This is a genomic window from Nostoc sp. FACHB-133 (assembly GCF_014698055.1).
Lineage (GTDB): Bacteria > Cyanobacteriota > Cyanobacteriia > Cyanobacteriales > Nostocaceae > Nostoc.
The window spans coordinates 80,530-95,845 of record NZ_JACJSH010000019.1; the positions used below are offsets into that span (position 1 = coordinate 80,530).

General features: G+C 40.9%; 13 protein-coding genes. 9 read left to right on the forward strand and 4 right to left on the reverse strand.

Annotated features, from left to right (window positions below; all coding sequences use genetic code 11):
* The first annotated feature begins 62 nt into the window (after nt 1–62).
* The 3 genes from H6G86_RS17060 (at nt 63) to H6G86_RS17070 (ending at nt 4,099) form a co-directional block, all read left to right on the forward strand.
* Entirely contained in the window at nt 63–1,823 is a 1,761-nt protein-coding gene (locus H6G86_RS17060; RefSeq protein WP_190935308.1) for a serine/threonine protein kinase, read from the forward strand.
* A 362-nt stretch (nt 1,824–2,185) separates the two neighbouring features.
* A complete protein-coding gene (locus tag H6G86_RS17065; protein ID WP_190935309.1) occupies nt 2,186–2,749 on the forward strand; it encodes a pentapeptide repeat-containing protein in 564 nt (187 codons plus the stop codon).
* A 165-nt stretch (nt 2,750–2,914) separates the two neighbouring features.
* The gene (locus H6G86_RS17070) at nt 2,915–4,099 is read left to right on the forward strand and encodes a M20 family metallopeptidase (protein ID WP_190935310.1); all 1,185 of its coding nucleotides are present in this window, start codon (nt 2,915–2,917) and stop codon (nt 4,097–4,099) included.
* Nucleotides 4,100–4,180: 81 nt separating this feature from the next.
* Here H6G86_RS17070 and H6G86_RS17075 read toward each other — a convergent pair whose 3' ends face one another.
* The 3 genes from H6G86_RS17075 to H6G86_RS17085 form a co-directional block, all read right to left on the reverse strand.
* Nucleotides 4,181–5,233, reverse strand: a complete 1,053-nt coding sequence (locus H6G86_RS17075) for a hemerythrin domain-containing protein (protein ID WP_190935311.1) — start codon at nt 5,231–5,233, stop codon at nt 4,181–4,183.
* Between the two features lie 279 nt (nt 5,234–5,512).
* Nucleotides 5,513–6,979: an ABC transporter substrate-binding protein gene (locus tag H6G86_RS17080; RefSeq protein WP_190935312.1), complete on the reverse strand. Its 1,467-nt coding sequence runs from the start codon at nt 6,977–6,979 to the stop codon at nt 5,513–5,515.
* Nucleotides 6,980–7,051: 72 nt separating this feature from the next.
* Complete coding sequence (locus tag H6G86_RS17085; protein ID WP_190935313.1) at nt 7,052–8,422, reverse strand: serine/threonine-protein kinase; 1,371 nt, start codon at nt 8,420–8,422, stop codon at nt 7,052–7,054.
* A gap of 849 nt (nt 8,423–9,271) precedes the next feature.
* Between H6G86_RS17085 and typA the strand changes: the two genes are divergently transcribed.
* The 3 genes from typA (at nt 9,272) to H6G86_RS17100 (ending at nt 13,343) form a co-directional block, all read left to right on the forward strand.
* Nucleotides 9,272–11,062: a translational GTPase TypA gene (gene typA, locus H6G86_RS17090; protein WP_190935314.1), complete on the forward strand. Its 1,791-nt coding sequence runs from the start codon at nt 9,272–9,274 to the stop codon at nt 11,060–11,062.
* 273 nt (nt 11,063–11,335) lie between these two features.
* Nucleotides 11,336–11,710 carry a hypothetical protein gene (locus tag H6G86_RS17095; RefSeq protein WP_190935315.1) on the forward strand — a complete coding sequence of 125 codons (375 nt, stop codon included), beginning with the start codon at nt 11,336–11,338 and terminating at the stop codon, nt 11,708–11,710.
* 10 nt (nt 11,711–11,720) lie between these two features.
* Nucleotides 11,721–13,343 (forward strand): caspase family protein, encoded by a 1,623-nt coding sequence (locus tag H6G86_RS17100; protein ID WP_190935316.1) that lies wholly within the window; start codon nt 11,721–11,723, stop codon nt 13,341–13,343.
* A gap of 88 nt (nt 13,344–13,431) precedes the next feature.
* Here H6G86_RS17100 and H6G86_RS17105 read toward each other — a convergent pair whose 3' ends face one another.
* Nucleotides 13,432–13,875 carry a DUF29 domain-containing protein gene (locus H6G86_RS17105; protein ID WP_190935317.1) on the reverse strand — a complete coding sequence of 148 codons (444 nt, stop codon included), beginning with the start codon at nt 13,873–13,875 and terminating at the stop codon, nt 13,432–13,434.
* Between the two features lie 123 nt (nt 13,876–13,998).
* Here H6G86_RS17105 and H6G86_RS17110 point away from each other — a divergent pair, with 123 nt between their 5' ends.
* From H6G86_RS17110 to H6G86_RS17120, 3 genes are all read left to right on the forward strand, one after another.
* Nucleotides 13,999–14,586 (forward strand): Uma2 family endonuclease, encoded by a 588-nt coding sequence (locus tag H6G86_RS17110; protein WP_190935318.1) that lies wholly within the window; start codon nt 13,999–14,001, stop codon nt 14,584–14,586.
* A 138-nt stretch (nt 14,587–14,724) separates the two neighbouring features.
* The gene (locus H6G86_RS17115) at nt 14,725–14,991 is read left to right on the forward strand and encodes a ribbon-helix-helix domain-containing protein (protein WP_190935319.1); all 267 of its coding nucleotides are present in this window, start codon (nt 14,725–14,727) and stop codon (nt 14,989–14,991) included.
* On the forward strand, nt 14,988–15,287 hold the full coding sequence (locus tag H6G86_RS17120; RefSeq protein ID WP_190935320.1) for a type II toxin-antitoxin system RelE/ParE family toxin: 300 nt from the start codon (nt 14,988–14,990) through the stop codon (nt 15,285–15,287). The genes H6G86_RS17115 and H6G86_RS17120 overlap by 4 nt, the downstream gene beginning before the upstream one ends.
* The last annotated feature ends 29 nt before the right edge of the window (nt 15,288–15,316 follow it).

The following is a 15,316-nucleotide window of genomic DNA, read 5'->3' on the forward strand; positions in this document are numbered from 1 at the left end:
TTTAAAAATCAGGAAACCTCAAGAAACGCTAAAATCAAGTCAGCCTTTGTATTGTAGCGGTTGTGTCCCACATCACTCAGAGTGCGGTTCACTGCATAAATCCTGATTGTCAACGTCCTTATCCCCAACCTTGGGGAAACAAATTCTGCAACAGCTGTGGCGCACCGCTAGAGTTGTTAGACCGCTATGTTCCACTTCAGCCATTAGGTTCGGGAGGATTTGCTCAAATTTACACGGTTTGGGATGAAAAAACTCAAACCGAGAAAGTTCTGAAAGTGTTGGTAGAGGATTCACCAAAAGCACTGGAATTATTTACCCAAGAGGCGGCAGTTTTATCTAGTTTGCAGCATCCAGGTGTCCCCGCAGTCGATGCTGAAGGGTATTTTCAGGTACAACTGTTTAACCCCAAGCCGCACCAACTACCTTGTCTGGTAATGGAAAAAATCAATGGACGGACTTTAGAGGAGATATTAAAAAAGTTTCCCCAAGGGTGTCCAGAGAACTTGGTTGTAAACTGGTTTGCCCAAACTGTAGAGATTTTACAAGAATTACACAAACGTCAGATTATTCATCGGGATATTAAACCTTCTAATTTAATGCTGGGCACATCTTCGCCCACTGTCAGCCTACCTCAAGGGCAAATAGAAGGCGATCGCCTGGTACTAATTGATTTTGGTGGGGCAAAGCAATTTAGCCCCTCCAAGCTGCGTTCTCAGTCTAGTTCCACCCGATTATTTTCTTCTGGTTACAGTCCACCAGAACAAGTGAGTGGAAGTATTGTCGGGCCAAGTGCCGATTTTTATGCCCTTGGTCGAACGGTGATTGAACTGCTAACAGGCAAATACCCGCTAGAGTTGGAAGATCAACAAACAGGGAAATTGCGCTGGCGTACTGCGGCGAATGTCAACCCGCAACTAGCAGATTTACTCGATGAGATGGTGCAGGAGGATGTGCGATCGCGTCCAGCAAATGCAGCTATGATTCAAAAACGGTTGGCGAAGATTTCTCAACCATTACCGCCGCCAGGATTATTTGTTCAACTACGCGATCAGGTTAAACAAGCTTCAACGCAAGTTTCCCAGAGATTTACACTGCTAATCCAAGCTATTGAACAAGTTTTAGCGAACTTTAGCCAAGCTGTTACTAAAACCGTTATTTTTATTGCTCAGACAATCATCAAAATTTTCCAAGCTTGTTTGGCGACGATTTGGGCGATGATTTTGGCTTATGTTGGCGCTTCTTTTGGTGCGATCGCAGGTTTTATTTTGGCATATCACACCAACCTGGGGCGTTGGGTTGTGGAATCTATTTCGAGTCAGCTAAACCAATTAATCCCAAATACTCAAACCGTCTTCGGGGCAGATATTTTGGTATTCATCGCCGCAGGTTGGGGAACCGCTTGGGGACTGACAGTATCTGGGTGTTTTGGTCAACGACGGCGCTTTTTAGTAGCATCGCTGATGGGCATGATTAGCTATGGCTTCGGCTGGTTCATTTTGCAACTAATCACACCAAAAGACAGTGGTGAAGGCTTAGTGGCAGTGATTTTAGTAGCAGCTTGCCTACTCACATTGAGCTTAGGTCTTCGCAGCCATCACATAGTGTACGCCGTGTTAGCTGCCTTTGGTAGTGCGATCGCATACGCAGTTTTGATTATTTTGGGATTAGCACCTCCCATCTTCCAATTTTCTAGTCAACCAGCCTGGTCAGAGTTGCAGTTACCTCTGATTTTTTTTGGTTCTGTAGGCTTCTTTATCAGCTTCTGGTTAGGAGTGAGTTACTACCTAATTGTCCCTGGATTGCGCTTTTTAGGGTGGCGGTGAAGGAGGCAGGGGGCAGGAGGCAGGGGGCAAGGGGACAAGAGGTAAGAACTTGAAACAAGTCTTTCCCCTTGTCCCCAAGTCCTCTTCCCAATGCCCAAAAACAAGATCCCCCTAGTCGTATTTTTCATCGAGCTAGGGGGATCACATATATGGTAGTCTATAAAAGGTTCGGTATAGTTCCTTACGAATCGATTCTATAGCCTATATTTCAGTTTGGGTAGTATTACCATTAGAATTTATAGTATTTTTACAGCTTCTTAATGAATGCTTCATCCCTGTTCTTCCCTAGAGAAGCGGTATATGTAAGTATGACAGTACGCAATGTGCGTAACTTGTCATTTTTGTAGATATCTGTAAAAAATATGAAATTTAAGATTGTTGCTACCGTCGTTTTGTTAGCTTGTTTTGGGTTTACAGAGCAGGCCCTGGCGTTAAATCAACTAGATTTGGATCAGTTGAAGGCAACAAATGCCTGTCCCAGGTGTAGTTTGAATGGTGCTGACCTAACTCAACTGAATCTAACTGGAGCAAATTTGCGAGGGGCTGACTTGAGTGGTGCAACATTATCTAAAGCTAATCTTACCAATGCCGACCTCACCGGTGCAAATTTAGAAGGTGCGATTCTAAATTCGGTCAATCTTATAGGTGCTTCCTTAACCGGAGCAAATTTGAAATCAGCATCCCTGGAAAACGCTGATTTATCTTATGCCGGTTTCATCAGTGCCAATTTGGAAGCAGCAAACTTAAAAGATGCTAAATTGCAGTTTACTAATTTTCGGGGGGCTAACTTCCGACTAACAACTATGGCCAATGGTGTCGTCACCTCCGATAAGCCCTATGGTTGGTCTTTAGAGCGTCAAAATCCCAGAGAATGTAACGAGTTCAAACCCGAAAATACTCCAGGCACAACCTGTTATTCAAAATAAATGGGGAATAGGGAATGGGGCATTGGTTATTAATTAATCTCCCTCTGCTCCCTACCCCCTGCTCCCTGCCCCCTTGCCCCTTCACCTATCCTGGTATAGCAAAAGCATTTTGTTTGTTAATGGTTCTTTATCATGGGAAAAAAGCTTGTAGATTAATTGAGATTGATGCTTACCCATATTAAAGACTTAGCAGCAAAACTAGCGCCTCGCTTGATTGAAATTCGCCGCCATATTCACTCTCATCCAGAACTCAGTGGTCAAGAGTACCAAACAGCAGCCTTTGTAGCTGGTGTTTTGTCTTCCAGTGGTCTGCACGTACAAGAGGGAGTTGGTAAAACGGGCGTAGTTGGAGAACTCCAAGGCACTGGTCAAAATGACCGTTTATTGGCAATTCGCACCGATATGGATGCCTTGCCAATTCAAGAGGGCACAAATTTGGAATATGCCTCTCGCGCAGAGGGTGTTATGCACGCTTGTGGTCACGATGTTCATACCACCGTGGGGTTAGGAACAGCAATGGTTCTATCCCAGATGGCAGAGGAATTGGGTGGGAAAGTGCGGTTTTTATTTCAACCAGCCGAGGAAATTGCTCAAGGGGCAAGCTGGATGGTGAAAGATGGGGCGATGAAAAACGTCTCGGCTGTATTAGGGATTCATGTTTTTCCTTCTATACCCGCAGGATCGATTGGCGTGCGTTACGGGGCTTTAACAGCCGCCGCAGATGATTTAGAAATTCTAATTATGGGAGAATCTGGGCACGGGGCGCGTCCTCATGAGGCCATTGATGCAATTTGGATTGCTTGCCAAGTTATTACTGCATTGCAACAAGCCATCAGCCGAACGCAGAACCCCTTGCGTCCTGTAGTATTGAGTATCGGGAAGATTAATGGTGGCAGAGCGCCGAATATAATTGCTGATAAAGTGCAATTATTGGGAACCGTGCGATCGCTCCATCCCGAAACTCGCGCCCATCTCCCGAACTGGATTGAAAACATTGTATCTAATGTTTGCCAGACCTACGGAGCAAACTATCAAGTCAATTATCGCCAGGGTGTACCCAGTGTTCAAAATGATTATGCCTTGACACAATTGTTACAATCAGCCGCAGAAGAAGCGTGGAGTAGCGATCGCGTTCAAGTCTTACCCGAACCTTCCCTTGGTGCTGAAGATTTTTCTATGTATTTGGAACACGTCCCTGGTTCCATGTTTCGTTTGGGTGTCGGCTACAAAGAAAGAATCATTAACCACCCATTACACCATCCCCAATTTGAAGTCGATGAATCTGCCATTATCACTGGGGTTGTAACTATGGCATACACCGCTTATAAATACTGTCAGCAAAATTTTTAAACAAAAACTCCCAGCACATCAGCGCTGGGAGTTTTTGTTTAATTAACCTTGTTTAGCTGATATAGAAAGCTCGAAAGCATCCTACACATTCGATTCGCTAACAACACCCAATTTCTCTTGAATTCGGGTCTTAGCAGCTTTGAATTCAGTAGCCAGTTGCTCACTTTGATCGCTGCTCAAGTTGTTACGAATAGCAGCAAACATTGTGCTTTCTTCTTGACGAATATGGTCGCCAACAGCTTCCATCAGCTGTCTAACTTGATCTTTGAATTCAGATGAAGAAGGGCTGATAGCCTTAATTTGCTTTAACACCCGCTTCATCTCAGCTTGCTCGTCAAACAGTTCTTGGGTGTTATCTTGACCGTAGAAAGGACGTACTCTTGGATAGACTACTTCCTCTTCAGCTTCAGCGTGGGCAGTTAAATCCTTGTAAATTTGACCAAAGTACTCTTGAATCTTTTGTGGATTGTTACTTTGTAGTAATTCCGTGAACAAGGTATTTACTTTGTTGTGATCGAGGCGAAGGGCATCTTGAATATTCAGATCCTTTTTGTCGCTGGTTTGGGTGACAGCGCTACCTACTACACCACTGACGGCGGCCATAGCGTCTTGAACACGTGCCCAAATTCCTTGATCTGCATCTTGTCCAGTGAGTTCGCGGACACCAAGAATTTCTAAAATACCTTTGAGTTGCTCTTGATGAGCGCGGTTTTCAAAGTTAATGGTGTTCAAAGGTGCGATCGCTAACAACACATCAGCACCAACTTTTTGAGCAGCCTTGTGAACTATCAAGCCACTCATTACTAGTTGATGTTTCAGCAATTCATGCTGAGATACTTTTTCATACAGGCTCAACTCAGAACCTTTGAACAATTCGCGAGCTTTTTCAATGAATTGTGTAACATTTTTTTTGGGTTCAGCCTGAATGCCATACTGACCAATTACAGTTTCCAGAACGCCAAGATTTTTTTCATCATCTTTGAGGAAATTTCTGATGCGATCAGCAATTTCGGCATCGAGTCCTTCTCTCAAAAGCGATTGTTCATTTTCGATAACCAACTGTTGAAGTGCTTTGATACTTGCCAATTTCACAGCAATAGCATTGCGTTTCGTATCATCTAAAGTAGCTACCATCCGTAGTTCTCCTCGGCAAAGTGTTCATAATTATTACTGATATAACCTTGACACACAGCTTAGGGAGATTCCCTCTTTCTTTTGAGTGATAGCTCTCATGACTCTGGGTAGAAAAAACTTTAGCGTTACACAACAGAAATAAAAATTAAAGCGATCATCCCGATTTATAGTTCTAAATTAGGAACAGATATTCTGTATTACATCCAAATTGAACAGATAAACAGATTAGCTAATTTTGAAGCAATCTATATCTTTGGAATGAAAATTCCTATCAAAAAATTACTTCTTATTCAAGAGGGCAAAATCATAATCACTTCCAGAAGAACAACGCCCACAACGCTCGATTTTAACTAGTAAAGCTTCTCCTTGGCGCTCACCTGAAGGCGAAAACTTAATCATTCCTGTGGCTCCAGAAGTTGAAAAATCACGATTAGACAATACCTTTTGCAACCCTTCGCGGGTGTTATCTTGTTTCAGTCCAGTGATAATTACTTGGAGTGCATCATAAGCTCCGGCTGTTCTCTGATTTACCCGTGCATTCCAAAGCTTAAAGGCATTTTCTGCAAATGGATTATTTTTATTAGCATCACGATGCCAATACACAGGTAGTACCATTCCTTCGAGATCGGTGCCATTTTGCAAAGTTGTTGAACTGTACATAGTTTCGGAAGCAAAGATAGGTTTCCTGCCTTTAACCTCTTGTGCTACTTTGGTGGCAAAATATATATTTCTGACTGAAGGTAATAGTAAAAAGGCACTGGCGTTTTCTGTTTCTATAGCTTTATCTACAAAAGCTTTATAGTCCAAATCTTTGTCTGCCAAATTGCAAGGTGTGTTAATAACCTTACTTCCATATTTTTGGAGAGCTTGAGTGTACTGTTCTACAAGTATCTTATTAGATGAGGAACCTGAATTATCTCTTGAGCTACGAATATCGCCACAAATAGCAACATTTCTTCCCTGTCGAGCAATGTAGCGAGCATGAGTATCTACTAAATTATCATATAGCGGATTTACATGAAATAAGTAGTTAGTTGTGGAACTATCTGCCTCACTACTTACTGCATTATTATCTAACTTTTCTTGATTTTCGGCTTGAGTTGGGCGCTCGACAGGAAAGACTAACACCAAGTGCTTTTCATTATAAATTGCAGCATTACGTCTCACTCCCACTGCTGCCACAATACTTTTGTCTTGAAATAATTCATTATCTAATCGTGCAAAATCTTCTCTATTTTCAGCACTGGCAATCACAATTTGCAGCTTCTTACCATCAATTCCTCCTTGGTTATTAATTTCATTTTGAGCTTGAGCTACACCACGCAAAATTTCTTCTGATAAATTAGAGTCAAAATTAATTGATGCTATCACAGCAACTTTTAGAGCGCTATACTTATCTCGTGCAATTTTAGCGTTATTTAAATAAATTAGAGTTTCTGGGTCATTAGGATTATTTTTTAAGGAAGCGCTAAACTTTTGAACAGCAGTGGTAAAATCTTTTTGCTCAAAAGCTTTAACTCCATCTGTTTTATCAGGGTATGTTTGCACTTTCAACAAAATTCTTGTACCCAGATTCATCAATGGAGGCTTATTCTTAACTTCACTTGAACTAGATGTGGGGTTGTTTGATGATGTTATTACGATACTAGAAGAAAGTTGCTTAATTACCCACAAAATACCTGCTACCATTACTCCAGCCAGCCCCAAAGAAATAAGCAACTTCAGGTTCTCTTTTTTATTTGTCATGAATAATACTCCAAATTATAAAAAGCTTATTAAAAATCAATATACAGTGGAAAATTTACCTATACTTAAATTTTAAAAATATTTAGAAATAAGTTTGTTTATTATTTCTGACATACCCACAATGATAAGTGTCAAAAGACCTGCAAGAAAAACTAGCAATACTACAAGCAAAAGTCCATTCACTCCAGATTGGAGAAGGTTATTTGTGAGCAAGTTTTTGAAAGTCAAGACAATTAGTGAATTTGCTATGATAGCAATCACAATTAAATAACTTTTTTCCAAAAGCGAACGAGATTGAATTAAGATTACCCCACCTAAAATTAGCAGCCACAATCCAGAGCTAATCCAAGTAGTCCCTAAAAAACTAATCAGTGCGATTGCTAACAATGAACTACCTGAACCTGTAATTATGGCTCCAGAGAATAATTTATTATTAGAAAATTCTGGGAAATATCCAATTGTTTTTTGTTGAGCTTGTGCTTCTGATTCTAATAGTTGAGAAGGCGAAATAACTGTAGGAGGTAATGTATGCCTGAGTGGTGGTAGATTATTCAAGTCTTGTAAGACAGCCTGTGCAGATTGATAACGCTGCTCATGATTTTCTTGGAGTAATTTATCCAGAATCAATTCTAATTCTTGACTTATGGGTTGTGTCAAATGCTTTCGCCAACTAGAAGTCCAACCATAGCCTTGTTTGAGCCAGAAATTCGAGGGAGAAATATTTGTTAGTAGATGAAAGCAAGTTACGCCTAAACTATACATATCACTGGAAGGAAAAACTTTACCAAATTGCATTTGCTCAATTGGTGCGTAACCTAATGAACCAATAATTGTCCCAATTGCAGTAGTTGTAGTTTCCGCCTTTTGCTTTGAAACCCCAAAATCAATTAGTACTAACTTATGATCACTCTGGCGGCGAATAATATTTTCTGGCTTAATATCTCGATGAATTATTTGCTGTTGATGTATGGCGACCAGCACAGATAATAAATCATTCAAAAAAGATCGAATCTTAGCTTCATCAAAAAAACCGTGTTGTTTTAACTCTTGCAACAGATTTTGACCTTCGATAAACTGCTGTACTAAGTACAGATATTCACCTTCTTTAAAATATCCATACAAATTGGGAATTTGTAGATGTTCCCCTAATTCTTGTAGACGTTTGGCCTCTCGTTCAAACAATTGAGTTGCTTTTTGATGTGCGTGAGTACCTTGACTGCCATAAAATTGACTGAGAACCAGTTGCTTAACAACACATCGTTCATTTAGCTTGTCTATATCCTCTGCTACGTATGTGCGTGCAAACCCTCCTCTCCCTAGCGGTGCGATAATGCGGTAACGATTTCTGAGTAGCGATCGCAACTGTGTCCCACAACTGAGGCAGTAATTTGTCCCATCAGGATTTTGGGGATTCTCGCAATTGGGGTTTAGGCAGCAGATCATAATAATTATTTTATTGCTGTCAGTTTATTAATTTTTAAATTATACCTTGAATTCCGTATAAGCTCTGTACTGCAACGTTTCTACATGGACACTTGTTGTAATTGCTGTAAAATGTTTGCTAGTTTTATCGCCTTATTAAAAAAATCTTGTTGAAACTTAGCAAAATTGGGTCGCATTGCACTTTATAATCCAAAGTTTTTATGGCAAGGTAATGCACACACTCGTATTTTGCAAGATACGTAAAACCAAATCCAACTTCACGTGATTATTTTTTATTTAATTGTATATTTATCACTCTGTAATTGCTGTCCTTATAACTAAGCTATGATTCAAAACTCCAAAATGCTGATGTCAACTATCGCACAAGGTAGACTAATTTACAGAAGAAAATATATCTTAATGTACATAATTTCATAAGTTTATAGCGAATCCTCTTGAAAAACTCTGCTTACCTTTCCCCAGCGTCCCTACCCTGTGCAAAGGCGTACCACTTCGTGGAAGCAAGCTACGCGTAGCGTCTCGTAGAGAAGTACATCTGGTTTAAAACCGCTACCAATTAATGCAAATCTGTACTTAGAGGTTTTAAACAGACATTTACCCACTGTTAAACTACATTCGGTTAAATCTTCTAATTAAGATCGGGTAAATAATTCAACGCTAAGTAAATATTCACCCTGCCCAACTTTCTCTCTTATGCAACCTTGACAAACCTCACCGCAATTGTGACGATTACGCTAGAATTGTTAAAGGTTCTTTACAGAAATTGCTGATCATTCCCAATTCTGTTAAAACAGCCTAGCATTCAAATGTAAATCTAAAAACCCCCTCTAGAGTTCACCAAAAGCTTCTATGACGCTCCCAATTCGCAACGTCGCCATTATCGCCCACGTTGACCACGGCAAAACCACGCTGGTTGACGCACTCCTCAAACAATCCGGCATTTTCCGCGAAGGCGAAGACGTTCCGGATTGCGTTATGGACTCCAACGCCCTAGAACGGGAACGGGGTATTACTATCCTGTCCAAAAATACAGCAGTTCGCTACAAAGAAACACTAATCAATATTGTTGATACTCCTGGACACGCTGACTTTGGTGGTGAAGTTGAACGTGTACTCGGCATGGTTGACGGATGTCTTCTGATTGTCGATGCCAATGAAGGCCCCATGCCCCAAACGCGCTTTGTTCTGAAAAAAGCTTTAGAAAAAGGGCTGCGCCCCATTGTTATCATCAACAAAATCGACCGTGGTCAAACTGACCCCCACGTTGCTGTCGATAAAGTATTGGATCTGTTCTTGGAATTAGGGGCAGATGAAGACCAGTGTGATTTTACCTATCTGTTTGCCTCCGGTATGGGAGGTTTCGCTAAGGAAAGCTTGGAAGCAGAATCGGTAGATATGCAACCCCTGTTTAATGCGATTCTGCAACACGTTCCACCACCAGTAGGCGACAGCAATAAGCCTCTGCAATTGCAAGTTACAACCCTAGATTATTCTGAATATCTGGGACGGATTGTGATTGGCAGAATCCACAACGGTACTATCCGCGCAGGGCAGCAAGCAGCGCTGGTAACAGAAAATGGTACTATTGTCAAGGGCAAAATTACCAAATTGATGGGTTTCGATGGACTGAAGCGCGTAGAGATGGAAGAAGCAACCGCAGGTTATATTGTCGCGGTAGCTGGTTTCGCTGATGCTTATATTGGGGAAACGATTACTGACCCCAATGAACCGCAAGCTTTACCACTAATTAAAGTGGATGAACCAACCTTGCAAATGGCCTTCTGGGTGAATGATTCGCCCTTTGCTGGTCAAGAAGGTAAGTTGGTGACATCAAGACAAATACGCGATCGCCTATTCCGCGAACTTGAAACCAACGTTGCTTTGCGGGTCGAAGAAACCGATTCTCCTGATAAATTCCTCGTTTCCGGTCGTGGAGAACTCCACCTGGGTATCTTAATTGAAACCATGCGCCGGGAAGGTTTCGAGTTTCAGGTATCTCAGCCACAGGTAATTTACCGCGAAATCAACGGTCAACCTTGCGAACCTTACGAACTCTTGGTGTTAGACATTCCTGCTGATGGTGTGGGTAGCTGTATTGAACGCCTGGGACAACGCAAAGGCGAAATGCAAGATATGCAACCAGGTAGTGGCGATCGCACCCAGCTAGAGTTTGTGATTCCCGCCCGTGGATTGATTGGTTTCCGGGGTGAATTCATGCGGATGACTCGTGGTGAAGGCATCATGAACCACAGCTTCTTAGACTACCGTCAAATCAGTGGCGATATTGAAGCCCGTAACAAAGGCGTTTTAATCTCCTTTGAAGAAGGCGTTTCTACCTTCTACGCCATGAGAAATGCCGAAGATAGAGGAGCATTCTTTATTACTCCCGGCACAAAGGTTTACAGAGGAATGATTGTGGGAGAACACAATCGTTCCCAAGATTTGGAATTGAATATCTGTAAAACCAAGCAGTTGACCAACCACCGGGCTGCTGGTGGCGATGAATTAGTGCAACTGCAAGCACCGATAGACATGAGCCTAGAGCGTGCTTTGGAATACATCGGCCCTGATGAATTAGTGGAAGTTACACCCCAATCAATTCGTCTGCGGAAGATGTCGAAGAAGTTGGCGAAACGCTAAGTAAAGCAATAACTTAATTGATTTAGAAAGCCCACATTAGTGGGCTTTTTATTTTGTTGGTTATATCTCGTGTATGTCTTTTTTAGGTTGCTCAACTCCTCGAAACTCTCTAGTGTTGTTTGTCGTACTTATATCCAAAAAGACAAATTTGTTTTCTATGAAGATTTATACAAATGTTCGTTATATTCATTAGAGAATAAGGTTTTTACTGGTATAAAGAAATGTAATTGTCAGTCTTTATAAAAAAACTAACTAAACTTTTATTAGTACAGCATGACAGCAAATAGCATTAAATTTACGATCGCCTTCAACGACCCTGACTTGGACGCGGAAGAAAAGGACGAGCAGGTTCAACGACTAATTACTGAACTCAAGCAAATTGACGAGGTAGATGCAGTTGGCCGTGTTCTTGATCCTAGCCCACCAGAAGGCAACAAAGCATTAGGTGGGTTTCTGGTGGGTATGTTAATGGCTGAGGTAAATATAGCCAATGCGAAAAAGTTGGTGGGATTTCTGGGCGATCGCCTTGGTGGTAAAACTATTGAACTGTCGGTGGAAGCCAACGGCAAGAAGCTGACAGTGAAAGCCCACAGTCGGGAAGAACTAGAAGCCGCCATCAAAGCAGCCCAAGATTTTATTGCAGCATAGACAGGAAAAGATGGCAAAGGTAGCGTTACTGATTGGGGTCAGTGAGTATGAGCCGGGGCTAAATCCTTTACCTGCCGCTGTCAAAGATATTGAGGCGTTGCAACGGGTTTTGAAAGATTCGGAAATGGGCGGATTTGATGAGGTGAAAGCACTTCCTAATCCTGACCGACAAACAATGGAATCTGAGATTGAAACCTTATTTTCGGGTCGAGCCAAAGACGATCTTGTGTTGCTATTTTTCTCTGGACACGGCATCAAGGATGATGGTGGAAAGCTGTATTTTGCAACTCGGATCACTCGTAATAATCCCAAAGGGGAGTTCATTCGGTCAACTGCTGTACCCGCAAACTTTGTTCAGGAAATTATGAACAATAGCCGTGCCAAACGGCAGACAATTATCTTAGACTGTTGCTTTAGCGGAGCATTTGATCCTGCATTACTAGGTAAAAATGATGGCTCGGTTGACTTGCACAGCTTAGGGGCTGAAGGGCGGGTGGTACTCACTTCTTCCAGTTCAACTCAGTATTCCTTTGAGCAGCAGGGATCAGACTTATCGATTTACACCAGATATCTAGTGGAGGGGATTGAAACCGGAGCAGGCGATCGCAATGAGGATGGCTTTGTTTCGGTACTGGAATTGCATGAGTATGCTGTCAGCAAGGTACAGGAAACCGCACCTAATATGACCCCTAAGCTAATCACACTAAAGGATATGGGCTTTGAGATTGTGTTGGCAAAGGCGAAAGTGACTGATCCTAAGCTGAGATACCGCAGGCAAGTTGAACGATATTCGAGTCGCGGTTCCATCTCTTCTGTCGGGCGTACTATTCTGGAAAAACTTCAAACTCAGTTAGGTTTATCTCTGGAAATTGCCAGGGAAGTTGAAACTGAAGTCCTCCGACCTTATCACGAGCGTTTAGAAAACTTACAGCGATATCAACAGGCATTTGCGGAAGCTGTTAAACATGAATATCCCTTGAACGATTATGTACAGTCTGAGTTAGAAGACTTGCGAGCAATTTTAGGACTTAGACAAGAAGATATTGAGCCATATCAGAAGGAAGTTATTGAAAGGCAAGTTGATAGTTCTACTGCACCTAAAAATTTCTTTGGTAATTCTTCTAATTCCAGAACTGTTTATAGTAAAAGTACCCTGTCTATATCAAGCGTGATAATTGCAATTTTGACACTCACTACCTGGGGTTTCATTAGAAATATGAGCCGTTCTCCAGAAGTTTTAACTCCAACTCCATCTCAAAAAAACTCAATTCCATCTCCACAAGGTTCAATTTTTGCAAATACTGATAAATTGCAGACGCAAGTAAAGAAACTAAAAAATTTTGAGATTAAAATTTTCTACAAAGCGGAAAGCCCTAATAGTGAGTTTTATAAAGTAGAAGCTACTGAAATACAAAAGAAACTAACCGAGATTGGCATAAATAAGGTAAACATAAAAGGTTCTTGGACAGATGAGGTATCTGATTACCAAATTCGATATGAACAAGGAACAGAGGATGAAGCTGCTGAGGCTTTGAAAATAGTTTTAGATAAAATACATCCTAAAAAAAGCTTTCGGAAACAAACAATAAGAGGTTCATCGTTAAAATCTATATCTATTTTTTTGGGGCCTTGAAAAAGGCAATTATCATAACTATTCGTGAAACTGTGATCGCTTCTCAGCACTGCTTTGATTTCACACAAATCAGATAAGACTGATATCTTTAAGGTAAATAATTTTCATCTAATAATTGTACAAGAGTGTAAGGGCACTTTTCTAGAAAAATATTTAAATCGGTTTTAATTTTCACAAAATCAACCGCACTTTGATAAATATTCTCTAAATCATCCTGTAACTTGTTTATTAAATTCGTCGTTAAATGATTATTTAAGTCATATCTAAAGGTTTTGATTTCTCCAATCCAATGACGATAGTTTCTCTCATATTCTATCTGCCAATATTGGAGTAATAATATATGAATAATAATTTGCCTTAAAAGACTTTTGGCTTTAGCTAAATCTCTTTTCCCCAAACTGATTAATTCCTCAATTAAGTTTTCTAAATCAAGTTGGTTAAACTGTTTTTGTTTTAATAATTCAATAGTTTCTTCTAACCATAAATTCTCATCGGTTTCATAGAGCTGCTTTAAGTGGGTAGTAATTGTCATATTTTTACCTTCTACCTACATTACATAATTTAATCATATACAATTATAAATTGATAAATGCAAACCACCTAAATACAGAAAAATTGTTAAGTTGTATATACAATTCCCAAGTGACTCCAGATTATGAAAAATATTGAGTTGACGCAAGGAAAAATTACAGTTACAGAAAGCACGACTCTAGAAGAGTTCTTAAAACTTCCATATATTGAAGAGTCACCAGCTTGGGAATATATCAACGGAGAGGCAATTCAGAAACCTATGGGAGGGGCTAAACACAGTTTATTGCAAAAACGTTTGGTTGCAGTAATTGATGCGTTGGGCAGTAACTACGAAGCCTTTCCTGAATTACGTTGTACCTGCGGTAATCGTTCAGTAGTTCCTGATGTGGTTGTGATCTCTACCAATCAAATACCACTGGATGAGAGCGGTGACATTATTAGCAGTGGGATTGATTTTGCACCCCCTTGGATCATTGAAATTCTTTCCCCTGCTCAAAGTCAAACGAAAGTAACTGGCAATATTTTACACTGTTTGAGAAATGGCAGTCAGCTAGGATGGTTGGTTGATCCAAGTGAACGCTGTATTTTAGTTTATCAGCCTAATTCTTTACCAGATTTGTTAGCAGGACAGGATATATTACCAGTGTTAGAAGATTTGAATTTGACGCTCTTTGTTAATGAAGTATTTGCTTGGTTACAGCGTAAAGTTTGACAGTAACTCGCAATAATCAAAAATCTGCATCTTGTGTGAATATAACTTACTGTATTTCCTGAATAAACCCTAACTGAACGAAAAAGCAGAGTGAGTTTTTTAACTTAAAATGGTGAATAATCTGAATAGAGGTTTTCTATGAGCATAAGTCTCACACCCGATCAAGAACGCTTTATTCAAACCAAGCTCCAGGCTGGGAAATATCGCTCCGCAGAAGAAGCCCTTGAAATCGCCTTACGGTTGCTTGATGAATATGATCGCGCCGATGCTGAATGGGTTGAGGATGTGCGAGAAAAAATTGATGCGGCGATTTTAGCTTCAGACAAAACGCCACCTATTGATGGAGAGACATTCGTAAACCAAATTCTAGAGCGGTTTCGACAAGGACATCAGGCGCAAGCATGAGTCGCTACGTCATCAACATTCTTGCCAGCCGAGATATCAATGAAATTGCCGACTACTTTGCTGAAACTAGCGTTGAAGCAGGAGAGCGATTTTTCAGTGAATTCAACCGCAAGTGCCAACAGCTTGTTGCCTTTCCAAACAGTGGTAAAAGTTACGCAAAAATTCGTCCAGACCTCCGAGGTGTAACCTTACAAGGCTATATCGTTTTCTACAGAGTATTAGATGATGGTATCGAAATTCTCCGAGTTGTAAGCGGTCGCCGTAACTTTCCATCTCTTTTTGAGGAATCCAACTAAAAGCTTTTTTGGCGAACCCCTGAGACACT

Excerpts from the sequence above, each read along its gene's own strand:
- H6G86_RS17115 (WP_190935319.1), top strand. The coding sequence starts at position 14,725 with ATGAGCATAAGTCTCACACCCGATCAAGAACGCTTTATTCAAACCAAG.
- H6G86_RS17065 (WP_190935309.1), top strand. The coding sequence starts at position 2,186 with ATGAAATTTAAGATTGTTGCTACCGTCGTTTTGTTAGCTTGTTTTGGG.
- H6G86_RS17070 (WP_190935310.1), top strand. The coding sequence starts at position 2,915 with ATGCTTACCCATATTAAAGACTTAGCAGCAAAACTAGCGCCTCGCTTG.
- H6G86_RS17110 (WP_190935318.1), top strand. The coding sequence starts at position 13,999 with ATGAAAAATATTGAGTTGACGCAAGGAAAAATTACAGTTACAGAAAGC.
- H6G86_RS17120 (WP_190935320.1), top strand. The coding sequence starts at position 14,988 with ATGAGTCGCTACGTCATCAACATTCTTGCCAGCCGAGATATCAATGAA.
- H6G86_RS17095 (WP_190935315.1), top strand. The coding sequence starts at position 11,336 with ATGACAGCAAATAGCATTAAATTTACGATCGCCTTCAACGACCCTGAC.
- H6G86_RS17100 (WP_190935316.1), top strand. The coding sequence starts at position 11,721 with ATGGCAAAGGTAGCGTTACTGATTGGGGTCAGTGAGTATGAGCCGGGG.
- H6G86_RS17075 (WP_190935311.1), bottom strand. The coding sequence starts at position 5,233 with ATGGTAGCTACTTTAGATGATACGAAACGCAATGCTATTGCTGTGAAA.
- H6G86_RS17085 (WP_190935313.1), bottom strand. The coding sequence starts at position 8,422 with ATGATCTGCTGCCTAAACCCCAATTGCGAGAATCCCCAAAATCCTGAT.
- H6G86_RS17105 (WP_190935317.1), bottom strand. The coding sequence starts at position 13,875 with ATGACAATTACTACCCACTTAAAGCAGCTCTATGAAACCGATGAGAAT.
- typA (WP_190935314.1), top strand. The coding sequence starts at position 9,272 with ATGACGCTCCCAATTCGCAACGTCGCCATTATCGCCCACGTTGACCAC.
- H6G86_RS17080 (WP_190935312.1), bottom strand. The coding sequence starts at position 6,979 with ATGACAAATAAAAAAGAGAACCTGAAGTTGCTTATTTCTTTGGGGCTG.